Genomic DNA, 16,353 nt, shown 5'->3' with positions numbered 1-16,353 from the left:
CTCTCTTATCAAATACTAAGTAGCGCTGGCTTAAAACGGAAACACCAGCGGAATAAGGGTTAATACCGTTATTGAATAAATAATAGAAAGCGGTAAGCCCATTAATACATAATCTTTTAAGCGATAGTTGCCAGCGCTGTACACCATCAGGTTGGTTTGATAACCAAACGGTGAAATAAAACTTGCTGATGCACCAAAAGCCACCGCCATAATAAACGGCAGCGGATCAACATTAAAACCAATCGCTAATGCATAGGCGACCGGGAATGATAGTGCCGCGGCGGCGTTGTTGGTGATCAGCTCGGTAAACATTACTGTCATAACAAAAATAGCGATAAATGCCCCATAAGGGCCAAAGTCGCCTAATACATAAAACATCGCATCAGATATTTGCCCTGCAAGGCCGGTGCCTATCATCAGTTTAGCAAGGCCAATGGCACTACCTACTACGGCGAGTAATTCAATCGGAAAGCGACGTTTTACTTCGCTGAGCTTAATAGTGCCAGTAAGCATTAAAGCAATCAGCAGTACCAATAAACCTTTTACCAAAGGTACGATAGCGAAAATGCTTAAAGCTAACACACCAGCAAAACTAGCGAGCACTAAGTTTGATTGTTTCGGTGCTAAGTGGGTTTGTAAATCAAGCCCAGAAATATACACAAATTCGCGCTTTAAATTAGGCAAACTATAAAAGTCTTTACCTGGGGCGAGGATCAATGAATCCCCCGCTTGTAATTGTACTTTACCTAAACCACCTTGTAAGCGGTCGTGGCCACGGCGAATGGCTATCACAGCAGCATGAAACTGTTCACGAAAACGAATTTCTTTGACTGTTTTGCCAATAAACTTTGACGATTGACTCACCACCACTTCCACAAGGTGTTCTACGTCTTTTTCATGGTTGTCGTGCACGATTTTTAGCCCGTCAAAACGGGTCAGCAGTGGCACTGATTTGATGTCGCCAACAAACAGTAATACGTCGCCTGATTTAATCACATGTTGCGGGGTAACCGCGCAAATACGTTTATCGTCACGTAAGATCTCAGCGAGGAATAAGTCTTTTAATTCTCGTAGGCCGTTTTCTTCTACGCTTTTACTAATTAGTTTTGAGCCTTCTTCTATTTTACCTTCGAGATAAAAAGGCACCACTTCTTGATCGTTTTTGCCGTTGTCTGGCAGATATTTTAGCATCACTAAAATAGTGATCAGGCCCACACTTAATGCACCTAAGCCAACTAAGGTAAAGTCGAAAAAGCCTAGCGGTGCCATACCAGCATCAACGGCAAAACCATTGACGATTAAATTTGTTGAAGTACCAATTAAGGTAATTGTGCCGCCCAAAATCGCAGTATACGACAGCGGTAATAGCAGCTTTGATGGTGAATGAGTTGGGCTGTCTTTAATGGCGCTAATAAGTGATGCGACAACCGCCGTGTTATTGGTAAATGAGGATAGAAACGCAGTCGAAAGCCCCAACTTAGTGACTGAGCTGGTCAAACTTCCTTTTGATAATGACTGGGCAAGCTTTTGTACGAGCGTGGTTTTTTCAATCGCGATAGAAATTAACACTAATAGCACTAAGGTGATCAGTGATGGATTAGCGTAGTTGATCAGCATATCTTCAAGCTCGATTAAGCCACCAAGATAAGCGGTGCCAATTGCGCTAACAAAAAGCCATGCTGGCTTTAGCCGCGTGCCAAACAGGCACCCGACTAAAGTTAGCATAATGCCTGTTAATACTAGCTGTTGATACATGCTTTATACGTCCTTAACAGGCAATGTTGATTATTTAAGCTTTGAGATATCAAGCGCTTGCCAATGTGGGAAGTGCTTGCGTACTAAGGCATTAAATTCAACTTCAAACTCACTAAAGTTACCAGTTTGCTCTTGCTTAGCAAGTACATTCTCAATCATACCTGCAGCAACAGTTAGGTTAGATAGCCGATCGATTAAAATAAACGCACCAGTTTCGTGATTGTTGTGATAGGCATCGGCCAAAATGGTTTCGGTCAATTCTAGGGTCACAATCGCGATTTCGTTTAACTGCAGGCTATCTGCGCTGCCATGTTCAAGAGTATTCACGTCAATGGTGTGATCAATCTTCTTCACCATAGCCGAGGTGTTTTTACTACCTAACTTAAAGTTATAGCTTTTACCTAGTACCAGTGGCGCTTCATGCATCCACACAAGCTTTGCTTGTACTTGGTTAGTAACCGTCGCCGTTGAATCAGCAGGAACGATCACGTCCCCTCGGCTAATATCAATTTCAGTGTTAAGGGTTAAGGTAATTGCTTGGCCAGCTTCGGCTGTGTCTAAGTTGCCGTCAAAGGTGACAATCTCTTTAATGCTTGAGGTTTTACCTGATGGTAATACTTTAATTGCATCACCTACACGTAACTTACCTGAGGTTAAAGTACCTTGGAAACCACGGAAGTTTAGGTTAGGGCGTACGACATATTGCACAGGAAAACGCGCTTCAAAGCCGGTGTCTGTTTCAGCCGCTGGTGAGTCTTCTAATAACTCCAGCAGTGGTTTATCTGTGTAATACGGTGTGTGCTCTGAGCGAGTTACTACGTTGTCGCCTTTTAGCGCAGACATAGGTACAAACTTAATGTTAGCTACGTTAAGTTGCTCAGCAAATTTTAAATAATCGGCTTTGATTTTTTCATAAACGGTTTCGTCAAAATCAACGATATCCATTTTATTCACCGCAACAACAAACTGTTTAATGCCTAATGAATCACAAATAAAGCTGTGACGCTTAGTTTGTACTTGCACGCCGTAGCGGGCATCAACAAGAATAATTGCTACATCGCTGGTTGATGCACCGGTTACCATGTTACGTGTGTATTGCTCATGCCCTGGCGTATCAGCAATAATGAATTTACGTTTCGCGGTTGAAAAATAACGGTACGCCACATCAATGGTGATACCTTGCTCACGCTCCGCTTGTAAGCCGTCAACCAGTAGGGCTAAATCGAGCTCTTCGCCAGCGTTACCTACTTTTTCGTTATCTTTGTGCAGTGCAGCTAACTGATCTTCATAAATTTGGTGACTGTCGTGCAGTAGGCGGCCAATCAGGGTTGATTTACCGTCATCCACGCTACCACAGGTCAGCATACGTAATAGGCTTTTGTCTTGTTGACGAGCAAGGTAGGCATCGATGCCAATTGCTCTTACTTCGTTCATTGTGTCGCTAGTATTGATAGACATTAGAAATAGCCCTCACGTTTTTTCTTCTCCATTGAACCTGCTGAATCGTGGTCAATTACCCGACCTTCACGCTCTGATGACGTCGATAGCAGCATTTCTTCGATAATCTCAGTCAGTGTGCTGGCTGTTGATTCCACCGCACCGGTAAGTGGGTAGCAGCCTAAGGTACGAAAACGTACTGACTTCATCATTGGCACTTCGCCCTCAAAAAGCGGCATCCGCTCATCGTCAACCATGATCAAAGTACCGTCACGCTCTACAACAGGGCGCTCTTTAGCTAAGTAAAGCGGAACCATGTCGATGTTTTCTTGATAGATATATTGCCAAATATCAAGTTCAGTCCAGTTAGAAAGCGGGAATACACGAATGCTTTCGCCAGGGTTAACTTGGCTGTTATAGGTATTCCAAAGTTCAGGACGTTGGTTTTTTGGATCCCATCTGTGGTGCTTATCACGGAATGAATAAACACGCTCTTTAGCGCGAGATTTTTCTTCGTCGCGGCGTGCACCACCAAAGGCGGCATCAAAACCGTATTTATCAAGCGCCTGTTTTAAGCCTTGGGTTTTCATGATATCGGTATGCTTACCCGAGCCATGGGTAAATGGGCTGATATCAATCGCTAAGCCTTCAGGATTTTTGTGGACGAGCAAGTCAAAGCCATACTCTTTGGCTAGGCGATCACGAAATTCGATCATTTCTTTAAACTTCCAGTTGGTATCAACGTGAAGCAATGGAAATGGAATTTTACCTGGGTAAAACGCTTTACGCGCTAAATGTAAAAGTACCGATGAATCTTTACCGATAGAGTAAAGCATAACTGGGTTCTCAAACTCAGCAGCCACTTCGCGCATGATTTTGATACTTTCAGCTTCTAATTGCTGAAGGTGAGTTAAAGCCATTGTTAGTCGTCCTACTAAAATGATTAAAGTTAAAATCTAAAAAATTTAAATCGGTTAATGCTTATGCCACGCCAGTAAGCGGCTGTGCAAAGCTGCTGGTTTGGGCTTTTTCGCCAAACCAATGAAGTTGCTCATGTAATGACGCAACTTCACCAATAATTAATAATGCGGGTGAAATAATGCTGTGGCGCTCAATTAAGTCGGCCAGTTCACCTAATTTACCGGTCACTACGCGTTGATTTTTGCGAGTACCGTTTTCAATAATAGCCACTGGGGTATCTGCATCGCGGCCATGTTTTAACAACTGTGCTTGAATATGCGGTGATTTGATCACCCCCATATAAATAGCTAAAGTTTGGTTTGGTTTAGCTAGCGATTGCCAATCAAGTTCTTGGCCATCTTTTTTACAGTGACCGGTAACAAACTGTATGGCTTGGGCATGATCACGATGAGTAAGCGGAATACCCGCATAGGCACTACAACCGGCTGCGGCGGTAATACCAGGGACTATTTGATAGCTCACTTGGTTTTGCGCTAATACTTGAACTTCTTCACCGCCACGGCCATAAATAAACGGGTCGCCACCTTTAATGCGGCAAACTTTTTTACCTTGCTTAGCAAGGTCAACTAGCATTTGATTCGTGTCTTGTTGGGCGACACTGTGATCGCCTAAGCGTTTACCCACACAAATTAAATCAGCATCGCGGCGCACTAGTTCCATAATTTCATCAGAGACTAAATAGTCGTATACCACCACATCAGCTTGCTGCATTAATTGCAGTGCTTTTAGCGTTAACAACTCAGGATCACCAGGACCTGCACCAATCACATACACTTCGCCTTCAGGCTCAGGTTTAGCATCGAGTAATTGTTCAAGTTGCTCAGCAGCTGCGCTGGTATCGCCAGTTTGTACTTTACTAACGACCGATGAATCAAACACGGTTTCCCAAAACTGGCGACGATCGGCAAAACTGGTGAAGCGCTGTTTTACTTTGTCGCGAAAGCTGCCAACTAAACTTGCAAGTGGGCCAATATGTTGTGGAATAAGCGTTTCTAACTTCTCGCGTAAGCGCCGTGCTAATACCGGCGCAGTGCCAGCACTGGAAATCGCAATAGTGATTGGCTCACGATCAACAATTGAAGGAAAAATAAAGCTGCACTTAGGTTGATCATCCACCACGTTTACAAAAATATTGCGCGCATTGGCCAGTTCAAATACCTGTGCGTTTACATCTTCCAGATCAGTGGCTGCAATAACTAACATCATGCCATCTAGGTGTTGCTCGTTAAAATACGCAGTAATTAGCGTTACTTCATTATTATTACCCAGTTCAACAAGTTCATCACAAAACCAAGGTGCAACTAAAGTAACAGCAGCACGTGCTTTTAAAAATGCACGGCATTTACGTAACGCAACCTCTCCACCGCCAACAACCAATACGGGTTTGTTGTCGAGCTTGGTAAAGATAGGTAAATATTGCATTTGGTAAACCCCTTGAGTGAATCGCAGCATAAATGCTTTCAGAAACGCAGAATATAGCGCCGCAAGCGAAGTAAAAAATAATTAAAACCCAGTTGATATAACCAAAAGTTATATATGGTGGTTCGGTTTGGCTTAAGCCTTAGTTAACAGGTGATTGCGACGAGTTGCAAGTAGTATGAGGAATCTATAACCAGCTTAGAGTGTTTGGTTATTAGCTATAGCGAGAATAGTTAAATTTGGTACTATTACTTATACATGAACTTACTTGGTGGATTTATGACAACGCAACTGACTGATGCGGCATTGGCCGTGCAATTAATGGATTTAACCAGTTTAAATAATAATGATAGTGCTGCAACAATACAGGCCTTGGTTGCTAGTATTAAGCCCAACCTAGGTATTCCGGCTGCAGTGTGTGTTTACAGTGAGTTTGTTGATGACGCCAAGCTTGCTTTAGCTGAGCGTGAGTTGAGTCATGTAAAAGTGGCGACGGTAACTAACTTTCCCTCAGGCAACGGTGAACTAAGTGAAGTAATAAATGAAACATTAATTGCCATAGAGCGCGGCGCTGACGAAATTGATTTGGTGTTACCGTATCAGGCATTAATAGCGGGGGACGAAGCCACAGCGCTGGAATATGTGCGTGCCAGTAAAGAGTGTTGTCCTGAACACGTACAATTAAAAGTAATAATAGAATCTGGCGAGTTAAAAACAGCGCAGTTGATAACCTTGGCGACAGAAATAGCAATTGCCGGTGGTGCTGACTTTGTTAAAACCAGCACCGGCAAAGTTGCTATCAATGCCACCCTTGAAGCAACCGCAGTAATGTTAAGTACGATTAAAAAATCGCAACGTGTAGTGGGTTTTAAAGCTGCCGGTGGCGTAAAAACGGTTGTAGATGCAAGTAATTACTTACAGCTAGCGATTGATATTATGGGAGAAAGCTATTTAAATCCGTCAACATTTAGATTTGGTGCATCAAGCCTGTTAGCTGATGTATATGCGGTACTGAATGACGCGTCATAGTGAACAAGAAAAATTACAACTTGAGCATGATGCGGGCAAGTTGTTCTTGCGTTGCTACGAACAGCGCTTTGGTATTCCAATGCGCCATATTTGGCATAATCAGCCGAGTAAACCGGATATTAGTTGTTATCGTAATGAGCAGAAGCTCGATATTGAAATAGCACATTTATATGCCAGCGAAACCGAAGCGATGGCGGTGCTCGGCAGGCCATTGTCTATCGGTATGCAACGAGATCTTGCTGATATGGCAATGCAACCAAGTGAGCAGCGATTGCACTGTGCACTGCAGCGATTATTAGCACAAAAAGGAAAAAAGCATTATCAATCAGAGCAAACATGGCTGCTTATTCGTAACGCCAGTACTATTTGGCATAAAGCGGATTTTGAGGCTGAGTTACAGAATATAACGATACCGCTTAGCCATCCTTTTCAACAGATTTGGCTGCTTTGTGATTTTTATCAGGGTGAGCTGCTACAGCTGTTCTAAGTATTTGGATGGGATAGCAGCCAGCAATTAACTGGCTGCTAATTAACCTGAGCTAGTTAATTTTAAATATATTACCTAAGCTCTCAAGCCCTGACTTATTGGTTTTAGCAATACATTGGCTTGCATCGAGTGACTTTTTGGTTGCTTCGTCGGCAAGTCCTGTCACTTTTAATTGTTTCTCTTGTTGGTACTCACGCAGTGCGATAACTGTTTGATGATCGTACTTAACATCTTCAGTTTCAAATTCTTCATAATCGGGTTGGTTTTTTAAATAACCTAAACAGACTAGATTCATGCGCGACATGGCTAAATCCATCTTTTCATAATACGGCATTCTATGCGAAGGAACATCGATTTTTGCTACTGGGGCAACGGCTTTTGACTTGGCTGCCGTGGTAGTAAGCGGTGGTGGTGCTGTGTATCCAGGTGCTAAGGTATTATTACTGTTATAGCGATAGTAAGTGGTAGGGACTTTAGTTTGTAAAAACTCAACGGCTTTGATTATCACTTCGCGCAGCGCTTTTTCTTTCGGGGTGTTTGACCAGCCACTTAAATTACCACCGACCAATGCACCACCAAAATTGGTTGCCGCACTGGTAAAATCAAAATCTTTGCTGCCTCCTTCGATGCTGGTGGCTGCTAAAATACGTGAGGTGCGAGTATCGATAAGGCGTAAATCAATCGCCATATGCGAGCCGGAAAAACCTGCCGATACTGAGCTAAACACATCACCGATAAAACCGCCAGTACCAACACTGGCACCTGAGCTGTCGTCATCAAATTCAGTTACCGCTGCTACCACCACGATTTCGGCGCCTTCAATTTCACCGTAAGCTGCCCCTGATGCAGCACTAACACGACCTGAAGCCGCAAGATCTTGCTCAGATAACACCGCATCTAGCGCTTGGCGCTCAAGTACAATAAAACGATTGGTGCCTACCAAAGCGGTGGTGAGTTGGTCGGCCATGCCTTCACCTATTTCTTTTCGCCACCAATGAGAGTCATTCGATTTATCGGTAAAGCGTGCCACGGCAATACGCGCTTTTGGACCATTGTATTGTTGTTGATCAACTTCATTAATGTTTGGTGAATCTTGGTTTGAGGTGACCTTGGTCGAGGTACTTTGGCAAGCGCTAAGACTGCTAGCAACGAGGGTTGCCAACAGTATTTTTTTAGTTGTTGTGAGCATATGATTTTCCTTAATTAATGTGCCAAATAGAAACAATGAAGGTTTTTATTCTTAAAGTTAATTTAAAGAAATCATAAGGTTAAAAATAGTACTGAGGCGAACACTTTGCTCACACAGGCGAAGTTTTTGCGTTCAAGTTGGTATTTTCCCGAAACTGCTTAGGCGAAACGTTATGCTTTGCCTTAAAGCAGCGAGCAAAGTAACTTTGTGAGCTAAAGCCGACTTTTTCAGCAATTAAACCGATGCTTAGATCGCTGTCGGTAAGTAACTTTTCAGCATACTCTAAACGAGTATTGCGCATATAATCACTGGGAGTTAAATTGTAGAGTGCTTTCATTTTCAGTTGTAAGGCACGTGGGCTTAAATATAACCCAGCGGCGAATTCTTCAATACTAAACGCTTCGTTGTGATAGTTATCATGGATGATGTTTTTCAGGCGCTCGGTAAATTGGTAATCTTTACTTTGTGTAAGCTGCGGATCGAGTACCAGCGGCGGTGTATTAGCTGCAAGCTGCTTTGCTAAGTGCCGATTAAGGACGGCACGAATACTCAATAGCCCTTGTACTCTACTGAGCAGTAATTGTGGCTCAAATGGTTTACTTAAAAAATCGTCTGCTAGTAAATCAAGGCCTTTTAGCCTGCTTTGTGTATCGGCTTTTGCTGACAATAATAACACCGGTATATGGCTGGTAATGTTATTTGTGCGTAGTGCATTAAGTAATTGGTAACCGTCCATGCAAGGCATCATCACATCGCTGATCACTAGATCTGGCATTTCTGTTTGGCAGATGGCTAAGCCTTGTTCGCCGTTAATGGCACTTAAGCAGTGGTACTCAGTGGCAAACAAATTCAGCAGTAGTTCGCGCATTTCGTGGTTATCTTCAACAATTAGTAGTTTTTGCGAATTGCTGGGGCGGGTTGCTTCATTTATTGGTGCTGTGAGCGAGGTTGCGCCATGCTCTGCTTCAGTCAAAGGCAGAGATACAGTAAAACAACTGCCTTTACCTACTTCACTTGTTAGTGAAATCTGCCCGCGGTATTGCTCTAGCAATTGTTTAACTAAAGCAAGGCCAATTCCACTGCCGTTTTGATTTTGTGCTGCAACACGCGTAAAGCGTTCAAAAATAATGCCTTGTTGGTGTTTTTCGATGCCAATCCCAGTGTCAACAACCGCGATATGAGCCATGTCATTATGTACTGATAAGCTAATATTAACTTGGCCGCCTGAATGGGTATATTTGAGGGCATTGCTCACTAAGTTGGTAATAATTGACGTGGCATGCTCTGGCTCAAGGGCTATGCAGCAGGAGCCTTTGCTGAGATCTGTCATTGTTACGCGAATACCTTTTTGTTCAAACAGCACCGTGAAGTCAGCAATCAGCTGCTCTATAAATGGGACTAAAGGATAGGGCGAAACGTAATGTATAGCGCAGCTAGGGCGTTGGCTTAGTTGTAATAGTTGATTTATTAAGGTCAGCAAACGTAGGCTATTGCGTTTGATCATCGATAATTGTTTTTGACTTGCCTGATCTTTATGGTTTAGCTGCAAGCTTTCAAGTGGCGCGAGTATTAAACTCAGGGGTGTTTTTAATTCATGGCTAATATTATCTAAAAACTGACTTTTTAAACGATTCAGTTCACGGGCTTGATGGCTTGTTTGTTCGGCCAGCTTGGCGCGGTATAGTGAGGCCGCAATAAGCCAAATAATAACGCCAGTGAGAAGAGCATAACCGGCATAGGCAAGGCGACTTTGCCACCACGGCGGCACCACAGTAAAATCGAGCATAGCTTTAGCATTACTCCATTGGCCATACTGATCTTTTACTTTTAATTGCAGCTGATAGTCGCCTGCGGGCAGTTGCGGGTAGTTTATTTGTCGTTGTTGTGCGTTGGTATATAGAAATTGCTTATCGAAACCAGCGAGCTTGTATGCATATTGATATTGTTGAGGAGCCGACGGGCTATGTAAGGCTGAGAACTTAAAGCCGATCACGCCAACACCTTGGTTAAAGGTGAGTGTTTGTACATAGCTAATAAATTTCGCGGCTTGAGCCCCGTGCTCAGTGTATGGGGCGGTGGCTATCGCTTGATTATTAATTAGTAATTCGGTTAGCACGGGCTCAGGAGTTGCAGTTGCCAGCTGTAGCTTAAGCGGATCAAATTGATTAAAGCCGTTGATCCCGCCAAAAAATAGTTCACCGTTTTGCGCTTGATAAGCCGCGCCGAGAATAAATGAATTATGTTGCACACCATCACGGGGTAAAAAATGCTGCATATTTTGAGAGCTGGGCTGATAACGTGTTAAACCTTGGTTGCTTGCCAGCCACAGGTAACCTTTGGCGTCCTGTTTAATGGCAAAAATATTATCGTTTAGCAGGCCATCGTGCTCGGTGATCCGAGTTATCTCTGCCGTTGTTTTATTCAGTTTATTTAAGCCTCCAAAAGTCCCCACCCACAGTGTATTGTCATCTTGCAGGTGTAGGGCGGTAACCATGTTATGAGTTAAGCTATTGGGGTCTGTTTGATCGGCTTGATAATGGCTAAATTCATTGTTCTCGAGGGTGAGTTTATTTAAGCCAACTCGAGTGCCAGCCCAAATTGCATCAGCGAGGTTATCGTAAACAAGGCTAAATACGGTGTTGTTCGATATACTATTGTGTTGTTGCGAGTGCTTAAAATGCTTAACGGTTAAGCTATCTGGGTTAAACAGGCTTAAACCTTGATTGCTGCCCAACCATAAGTTGCCGTTTTGATCGCTGCTGATCGCATAAATGTTATTGCTGCTGAGCTGATGGCTTTGCACTGTGAATGATGTAAAGTCATCGCTTTCGCGGTTATAACGCAATAAACCGCCACCATAGGTGCCAATCCAAATACGCTGCTGGCTATCTTCATGAAGGCTGAATATATTGTTGTTGGTGAGGTTGCTGGTATCGACGTGATAGCGCACAAAGCCGTCTGTAGTTTGTCTATTTAGCCCGTCGCGAGTACCGACCCATAATTGCCCTTGCGAATCTTTAAGTAAGGCTCGGATAAAATCGTGGCTAATACTGTTAGGGTCATCGCTGTGTTGTTGATGATTAAATTGATTTTGGCGCATATCGTAGCGTTGTAATCCATAACCATCGGTGCCTATCCACAGAATGCCTTGCTGGTCTTGATATAAAGACAGTAAGTAATCATTAACAAGTCCATGCCGTTGCTGTGGAAGGTGTTTAAATTGCTTAAAGCTTGCCAACGTTGTTTGATAGTTGGGATTATAATATAAGCCTTGGCCGTAGCTGCTAAGCCAAAGATGCTCGTTATTATCGATTAAAATATCGCTTATCCATATACCATCTAATTGTTTTATATCATTAAACTGCTCAGTTTCTAAATCAAAAACACTAAGCCCTGTTTTGCTGGCAATCAGTAGCAGTCCTTGTGGCGTGAGTTTTAGGCGCCATAGTTGCTTTTTGCTTGCTGAAAAATGGCTAAATTTAGCTGTTTTTGTATCAAACTTTATTAATCCTTCATTACTGGCCAGCCATAAGTTTTGCTTAGCATCAATTACCATATCCTGAAAAATAATACTACCTTGGGTATTTGGCGAGTAGGTAAAGTAGGCAGTTTCATGCTCGGCTACATTGAGGCGAGTTAAGTTACCATCTTCATGGCCTAACCATAAATTATTATGTTGATCAGCAAGCATTGACCAAATGCGATTATCTTTAATCGCTAATGGGCTGTTACGATTAAAATGAGTGAATGTGCCGGTTTCTGTATTTAGGGCGTTTAGCCCTTGTGTCGCGGTAGAAAACCACAGCAGATTATTGTCAGTGGTAACACAGTCGGTGAGCCAATTACTCGATAGGCTTGGCTGGCTTGACTGTGACTTAAAGCGCTTAAATTCATAGCCATCAAAACGGTTGAGCCCACCTTGAGTAGCGAACCAATGAAAACCTTGGCGATCGGTGATACTACACGTGACAGAATTTTGTGTTAAACCCTGTTCATTAGAGAAGGTATCTAAATGTAAAGACAGTGCCAGTGTGCTGTTATGGAATAGCCATAAAAAACCAATAATGGTGGTATAGATAGTTGTTTTTATTGTGCGCACGGGCTTCCTAGTGCAGAGTAAAATCCCTTGAATTGAAACAATCATAAACTGCTTTTTAATCAATGTTAAGATGGATTTCTCAATCCAGTGATGAGATTTTGACTTCTGGGTATCTTTTACACTTGTGTTAATGAATTGCGTAAGTATAATAGGCATCCACTTTGCAGGGGCGTAGTTCCAATTGGTAGAACAGCGGTCTCCAAAACCGACGGTTGGGAGTTCGAATCTCTCCGCCCCTGCCAATTTCCTGTTAGTGGGTAAGTCTAGGATTAAAAATCGGTTTAAATAAGTCTGTTTTTAAGTTTGGATTTTAATGGATTAACCCTGCCATAGTGTAGGGTTGTTGTGTCTGTAGTTAAGGTAATAATATTATGAGCACGAATGTAGAAACGCCATCAAGTGCGATGGATTCAGTAAAGTGGCTTGTGGCAATTGCGCTACTTGCAGGCGCAGTAGTTGGTAACTATATGTACGCAGATCAGTCTGTGTTATTACGTGCTATTAGTGTTGTTGTTGCTGTTGCCGCAGGTTTGGGGATTGCATCACAAACTGAAAAAGGGCGTACCTTTCTTGCTTTTGCAAAAGAAGCACGCATCGAAGTACGTAAAGTAGTATGGCCTACGCGCCAAGAAACTACCCATACGACATTTATTGTAATGGTTGCAACTGCGATTATGGCACTTATCCTTTGGGGATTAGATGGCATTTTATTCCGCGCAGTAGGCTTTTTAACTGGATTGGAGATCTGATCCCATGTCGGATGAGAACAACGAAAAGAAACTACGTTGGTACGTAGTACAGGCTTTCTCTGGTTATGAGAAGCGTGTTGCACAAACTATTCTTGAGCATATCAAGATCGAAGGTTTGGAAGATAGTTTTGGTGAAGTATTAGTACCTACTGAAGAAGTGGTTGAGATGCGCGCAGGTCAAAAGCGTAAATCTGAACGTAAGTTCTTCCCAGGTTATGTACTTATCCAAATGGATATGAACGATAAAAGCTGGCACTTAGTAAATAGCACCGCGCGTGTTATGGGCTTTATTGGTGGTACGTCTGATCGTCCAGCACCAATTAGCGCTAAAGAAGCGGATCGTATCCTTAACCGTTTACAAGAAAATGCTGAAGCACCTAAACCTGCAACGTTATTTGAACCAGGTGAAGTGGTACGTGTTGTTGATGGCCCATTCGCTGACTTTAGCGGTGTGGTTGAAGCAGTTGACTATGAAAAGAGCCGCGTAAAAGTATCGGTACTTATCTTTGGTCGTTCAACACCAGTTGACCTTGAATTCGGTCAAGTTGAGCAAGATCGCTAATTAAATTAAATGTTTTATGCCAAATGTTTGGTATAAAGCTTGAAAAAGGCCGCTGATTAACTTATAATCAGCGGCCTTTTTGTATTTAGAACAAGAGTTTCTTGATTTGCTTACAGAAAGTGAGAAACCAATTTTTAAACTGGGAAGCCGTTAGAGTACGCGTCCTCGCGCGCACAAGGCTAAGACCCACCTAATGAGGTATTTATAATGGCTAAGAAAGTTGAAGCTCTAATCAAGCTACAAGTTGCTGCTGGTATGGCTAACCCTAGTCCTCCAGTAGGTCCAGCACTAGGTCAACACGGTGTAAACATCATGGAATTCTGTAAAGCGTTCAACGCACGTACAGAATCTATCGAAAAAGGCGCTCCAGTTCCTGTAGTGATCTCTGTTTACGGCGACCGTTCATTTACGTTCGACATGAAAACGCCACCGGCTGCTTACTTACTTAAGAAAGCTGCAGGTATCAAATCTGGTTCAGGCCGTCCTAACACTGAAAAAGTAGGCACAGTAACACGTGCTCAACTTGAAGAGATCGTTGAGACTAAAAAACCTGACCTTACAGCTTCTGATTTAGAAGCTGCGGTTCGCACTATCGCAGGTTCTGCGCGTGCGATGGGCTTGAACGTAGAGGACTAAGATAATGGCTAAATTAACTAAACGTATGCGTACTATCCGCGAAAAAGTGGAAGCGACTAAAGATTACGAAATCACCGAAGCAGTTGCTCTTTTAAAAGAGTTAGCGACAGCTAAATTCGTAGAAAGTGTTGACGTTGCCGTTAACCTTGGTATCGATGCTCGTAAATCTGACCAAAACGTTCGTGGTGCAACTGTATTACCAAACGGTACTGGTCGTGACGTTCGCGTTGCAGTGTTCACACAAGGCGCTAACGCAGAAGCTGCGAAAGAAGCTGGTGCTGAACTAGTAGGTATGGAAGATCTTGCTGAGCTAGTTAAAAAAGGCGAGATGAACTTTGACGTTGTTGTTGCATCACCAGACGCGATGCGTGTTGTTGGTCAACTAGGTCAGATCTTAGGCCCACGTGGTCTAATGCCAAACCCTAAAACTGGTACTGTAACACCTAACGTTGCAGAAGCAGTTAGAAATGCGAAAGCTGGTCAAGTGCGCTACCGCAATGACAAAAATGGTATCATCCATACTACAATTGGTAAGGTTGATTTCACAGCTGAGCAACTTCAACAAAACCTTGAGTCGCTAATTGTTGCGCTTAAGAAGGCTAAGCCTTCACAAGCAAAAGGTGTTTACGTTAAGAAAGTAACCATCTCTACAACAATGGGCGCAGGTGTTGCTGTTGACCAAAGCACTTTAAGCACAACTGTTGTTTAATTGAGTGTTTACATGGCGTGAAATTTGTACTATAATTTTGCGCCATTTTGTTGAGAAATTTAATTTTTTGACAAGTAAAGAATTCGGGTTGAAGTCCATAATTTCGCTAAGCCTTCGGGTAAAGCGATAAATTGGGCTTCCGTCCAAGACCGTAGGTGGCTTCGGCCTTAATATTCACCTACGTAGACGGTGTGAATCCCCAGATAGATTTTTCCTAATCCTTCTGGCTCTCGCCGTAAAAAGCATCTCTATCTTGTTTGATAGGGAAGAGTAGAACAGGGAAGCCGATGTACGGTAACCCATTAAACCAGGAGTAACACCCATGGCTTTAAATCTTCAAGGCAAAAAAGCAATTGTTGCTGAAGTCAACGAAGCAGCCAATGGTGCTCTATCTGCAGTTGTTGCAGATTCTCGTGGTGTAACAGTTGGCGCAATCACTGCCCTTCGTAAAGAAGCTCGTGCAAATGGTGTTTGGATGAAAGTTGTCCGTAACACTTTAGCAAAACGTGCTCTTGAAGGAACACAGTTTGAGTGCCTTTCTGATTCATTTGTTGGTCCAAGCTTAATCGCTTTCTCATCAGAGCACCCAGGTGCTGCTGCGCGTATCTTTTCTGCTTTTGCAAAAAAGAACGAGAAATTTGAGCTTAAAACGGCCGCTTTTGAAGGCAATGTAGTAGACGCAGGCATGCTTGCAACTCTACCTACATACGACGAAGCTGTTGCACGCTTAATGAGCGCTATGAAAGAAGCGTCTGCTGGCAAATTGTGTAAAACAATTGAAGCAGTACGTGTACAGAAAGCTGAGCAAGCTGCTTAATTTTAAGCTGTTTAATCAATCTTTCGGTGTAAAATTTTTTTGGACCTAGAGTCCGTTAATTATTAGGAAATTTGTAATGTCTGTAACTAAAGACCAAATCCTTGACGCAATTGCTGAAATGTCAGTAATGGACGTTGTTGCTCTTGTTGAAGCAATGGAAGAAAAATTCGGCGTAACTGCTGCAGCTGCTATGGTAGCAGGTCCTGCTGCTGAAGCTGCTGAAGAAAAGACTGAGTTTGACGTAATCCTTACTGGCGCTGGCGCTAATAAAGTTGCGGCAATCAAAGCGGTTCGTAGCGCAACTGGCCTAGGCCTTAAAGAAGCGAAAGCTCTTGTTGAAGCTGCTCCTACACCTGTTAAAGAAGGTGTATCTAAAGAAGAAGCTGAAGCGCTTGCTAAAGACCTTACTGAAGCTGGTGCTGAAGTTGAGGTTAAGTAATTTAGCTTTTGCTAAGTTCGCTGTCTGAGAAATCAGGCAAGGGCT

14 protein-coding genes and 1 tRNA gene are annotated in these 16,353 nt (G+C 43.0%); 9 read left to right on the top strand and 6 right to left on the bottom strand.

The window, feature by feature from the left end:
* Window positions 1–30 precede the first annotated feature (30 nt).
* The 4 genes from ACMVDV_RS11970 to cysG all read right to left on the bottom strand — a co-directional run bounded on the left by ACMVDV_RS11970 (window position 31) and on the right by cysG (window position 5,595).
* Entirely contained in the window at window positions 31–1,755 is a 1,725-nt protein-coding gene (locus ACMVDV_RS11970; RefSeq protein ID WP_416158274.1) for an SLC13 family permease, read from the bottom strand.
* 30 nt (window positions 1,756–1,785) lie between these two features.
* On the bottom strand, window positions 1,786–3,213 hold the full coding sequence (cysN, locus tag ACMVDV_RS11965) for a sulfate adenylyltransferase subunit CysN (protein ID WP_416158273.1): 1,428 nt from the start codon (window positions 3,211–3,213) through the stop codon (window positions 1,786–1,788).
* Window positions 3,213–4,112, bottom strand: coding sequence for a sulfate adenylyltransferase subunit CysD (gene cysD / locus ACMVDV_RS11960; protein ID WP_192542925.1), 900 nt, complete (start codon window positions 4,110–4,112; stop codon window positions 3,213–3,215). The genes cysN and cysD overlap by 1 nt, the downstream gene beginning before the upstream one ends.
* 61 nt (window positions 4,113–4,173) lie before the next feature.
* Window positions 4,174–5,595: a siroheme synthase CysG gene (cysG, locus tag ACMVDV_RS11955; RefSeq protein ID WP_304178187.1), complete on the bottom strand. Its 1,422-nt coding sequence runs from the start codon at window positions 5,593–5,595 to the stop codon at window positions 4,174–4,176.
* Between the two features lie 276 nt (window positions 5,596–5,871).
* Between cysG and deoC the strand changes: the two genes are divergently transcribed.
* Window positions 5,872–6,621: a deoxyribose-phosphate aldolase gene (gene deoC / locus ACMVDV_RS11950; RefSeq protein ID WP_416158272.1), complete on the top strand. Its 750-nt coding sequence runs from the start codon at window positions 5,872–5,874 to the stop codon at window positions 6,619–6,621.
* Window positions 6,608–7,108, top strand: a complete 501-nt coding sequence (locus ACMVDV_RS11945; protein ID WP_416158271.1) for a hypothetical protein — start codon at window positions 6,608–6,610, stop codon at window positions 7,106–7,108. Before deoC ends, ACMVDV_RS11945 begins: the two co-directional genes overlap by 14 nt.
* 52 nt (window positions 7,109–7,160) lie before the next feature.
* Here the strand turns inward: ACMVDV_RS11945 and ACMVDV_RS11940 are convergent, their stop codons facing one another.
* A complete protein-coding gene (locus ACMVDV_RS11940; RefSeq protein WP_416158270.1) occupies window positions 7,161–8,297 on the bottom strand; it encodes a CsgG/HfaB family protein in 1,137 nt (378 codons plus the stop codon).
* Window positions 8,298–8,406: 109 nt separating this feature from the next.
* Entirely contained in the window at window positions 8,407–12,396 is a 3,990-nt protein-coding gene (locus tag ACMVDV_RS11935) for a two-component regulator propeller domain-containing protein (RefSeq protein ID WP_416158269.1), read from the bottom strand.
* Window positions 12,397–12,561: 165 nt separating this feature from the next.
* On the opposite strand from ACMVDV_RS11935, the gene ACMVDV_RS11930 reads away from it, so the two are divergent.
* The 7 genes from ACMVDV_RS11930 to rplL all read left to right on the top strand — a co-directional run bounded on the left by ACMVDV_RS11930 (window position 12,562) and on the right by rplL (window position 16,308).
* Window positions 12,562–12,638, top strand: a tRNA-Trp gene (locus tag ACMVDV_RS11930).
* A 129-nt stretch (window positions 12,639–12,767) separates the two neighbouring features.
* Window positions 12,768–13,145, top strand: coding sequence for a preprotein translocase subunit SecE (gene secE / locus ACMVDV_RS11925; protein WP_182732022.1), 378 nt, complete (start codon window positions 12,768–12,770; stop codon window positions 13,143–13,145).
* Between the two features lie 4 nt (window positions 13,146–13,149).
* Window positions 13,150–13,707 carry a transcription termination/antitermination protein NusG gene (nusG, locus tag ACMVDV_RS11920; protein WP_304178193.1) on the top strand — a complete coding sequence of 186 codons (558 nt, stop codon included), beginning with the start codon at window positions 13,150–13,152 and terminating at the stop codon, window positions 13,705–13,707.
* Between the two features lie 207 nt (window positions 13,708–13,914).
* Complete coding sequence (rplK, locus tag ACMVDV_RS11915; RefSeq protein ID WP_008108462.1) at window positions 13,915–14,343, top strand: 50S ribosomal protein L11; 429 nt, start codon at window positions 13,915–13,917, stop codon at window positions 14,341–14,343.
* A 4-nt stretch (window positions 14,344–14,347) separates the two neighbouring features.
* On the top strand, window positions 14,348–15,052 hold the full coding sequence (rplA, locus tag ACMVDV_RS11910) for a 50S ribosomal protein L1 (RefSeq protein ID WP_416158268.1): 705 nt from the start codon (window positions 14,348–14,350) through the stop codon (window positions 15,050–15,052).
* A 322-nt stretch (window positions 15,053–15,374) separates the two neighbouring features.
* Window positions 15,375–15,869 (top strand): 50S ribosomal protein L10, encoded by a 495-nt coding sequence (gene rplJ, locus ACMVDV_RS11905; protein ID WP_283709581.1) that lies wholly within the window; start codon window positions 15,375–15,377, stop codon window positions 15,867–15,869.
* Between the two features lie 76 nt (window positions 15,870–15,945).
* Window positions 15,946–16,308 carry a 50S ribosomal protein L7/L12 gene (rplL, locus tag ACMVDV_RS11900; protein ID WP_064668694.1) on the top strand — a complete coding sequence of 121 codons (363 nt, stop codon included), beginning with the start codon at window positions 15,946–15,948 and terminating at the stop codon, window positions 16,306–16,308.
* The last annotated feature ends 45 nt before the right edge of the window (window positions 16,309–16,353 follow it).

This window comes from Pseudoalteromonas sp. ASV78, from assembly GCF_047806705.1.
Lineage (GTDB): Bacteria > Pseudomonadota > Gammaproteobacteria > Enterobacterales > Alteromonadaceae > Pseudoalteromonas > Pseudoalteromonas prydzensis_A.
The sequence above is the reverse complement of the archived record's forward strand: the minus strand, read 5'-3'. Positions and strand labels throughout refer to the sequence as shown.

Excerpts from the sequence above, each read along its gene's own strand:
- secE (WP_182732022.1), top strand. The coding sequence starts at position 12,768 with ATGAGCACGAATGTAGAAACGCCATCAAGTGCGATGGATTCAGTAAAG.
- ACMVDV_RS11940 (WP_416158270.1), bottom strand. The coding sequence starts at position 8,297 with ATGCTCACAACAACTAAAAAAATACTGTTGGCAACCCTCGTTGCTAGC.
- cysG (WP_304178187.1), bottom strand. The coding sequence starts at position 5,595 with ATGCAATATTTACCTATCTTTACCAAGCTCGACAACAAACCCGTATTG.
- rplL (WP_064668694.1), top strand. The coding sequence starts at position 15,946 with ATGTCTGTAACTAAAGACCAAATCCTTGACGCAATTGCTGAAATGTCA.
- rplK (WP_008108462.1), top strand. The coding sequence starts at position 13,915 with ATGGCTAAGAAAGTTGAAGCTCTAATCAAGCTACAAGTTGCTGCTGGT.
- cysN (WP_416158273.1), bottom strand. The coding sequence starts at position 3,213 with ATGTCTATCAATACTAGCGACACAATGAACGAAGTAAGAGCAATTGGC.
- ACMVDV_RS11970 (WP_416158274.1), bottom strand. The coding sequence starts at position 1,755 with ATGTATCAACAGCTAGTATTAACAGGCATTATGCTAACTTTAGTCGGG.
- nusG (WP_304178193.1), top strand. The coding sequence starts at position 13,150 with ATGTCGGATGAGAACAACGAAAAGAAACTACGTTGGTACGTAGTACAG.
- rplJ (WP_283709581.1), top strand. The coding sequence starts at position 15,375 with ATGGCTTTAAATCTTCAAGGCAAAAAAGCAATTGTTGCTGAAGTCAAC.
- deoC (WP_416158272.1), top strand. The coding sequence starts at position 5,872 with ATGACAACGCAACTGACTGATGCGGCATTGGCCGTGCAATTAATGGAT.
- rplA (WP_416158268.1), top strand. The coding sequence starts at position 14,348 with ATGGCTAAATTAACTAAACGTATGCGTACTATCCGCGAAAAAGTGGAA.
- cysD (WP_192542925.1), bottom strand. The coding sequence starts at position 4,112 with ATGGCTTTAACTCACCTTCAGCAATTAGAAGCTGAAAGTATCAAAATC.
- ACMVDV_RS11945 (WP_416158271.1), top strand. The coding sequence starts at position 6,608 with ATGACGCGTCATAGTGAACAAGAAAAATTACAACTTGAGCATGATGCG.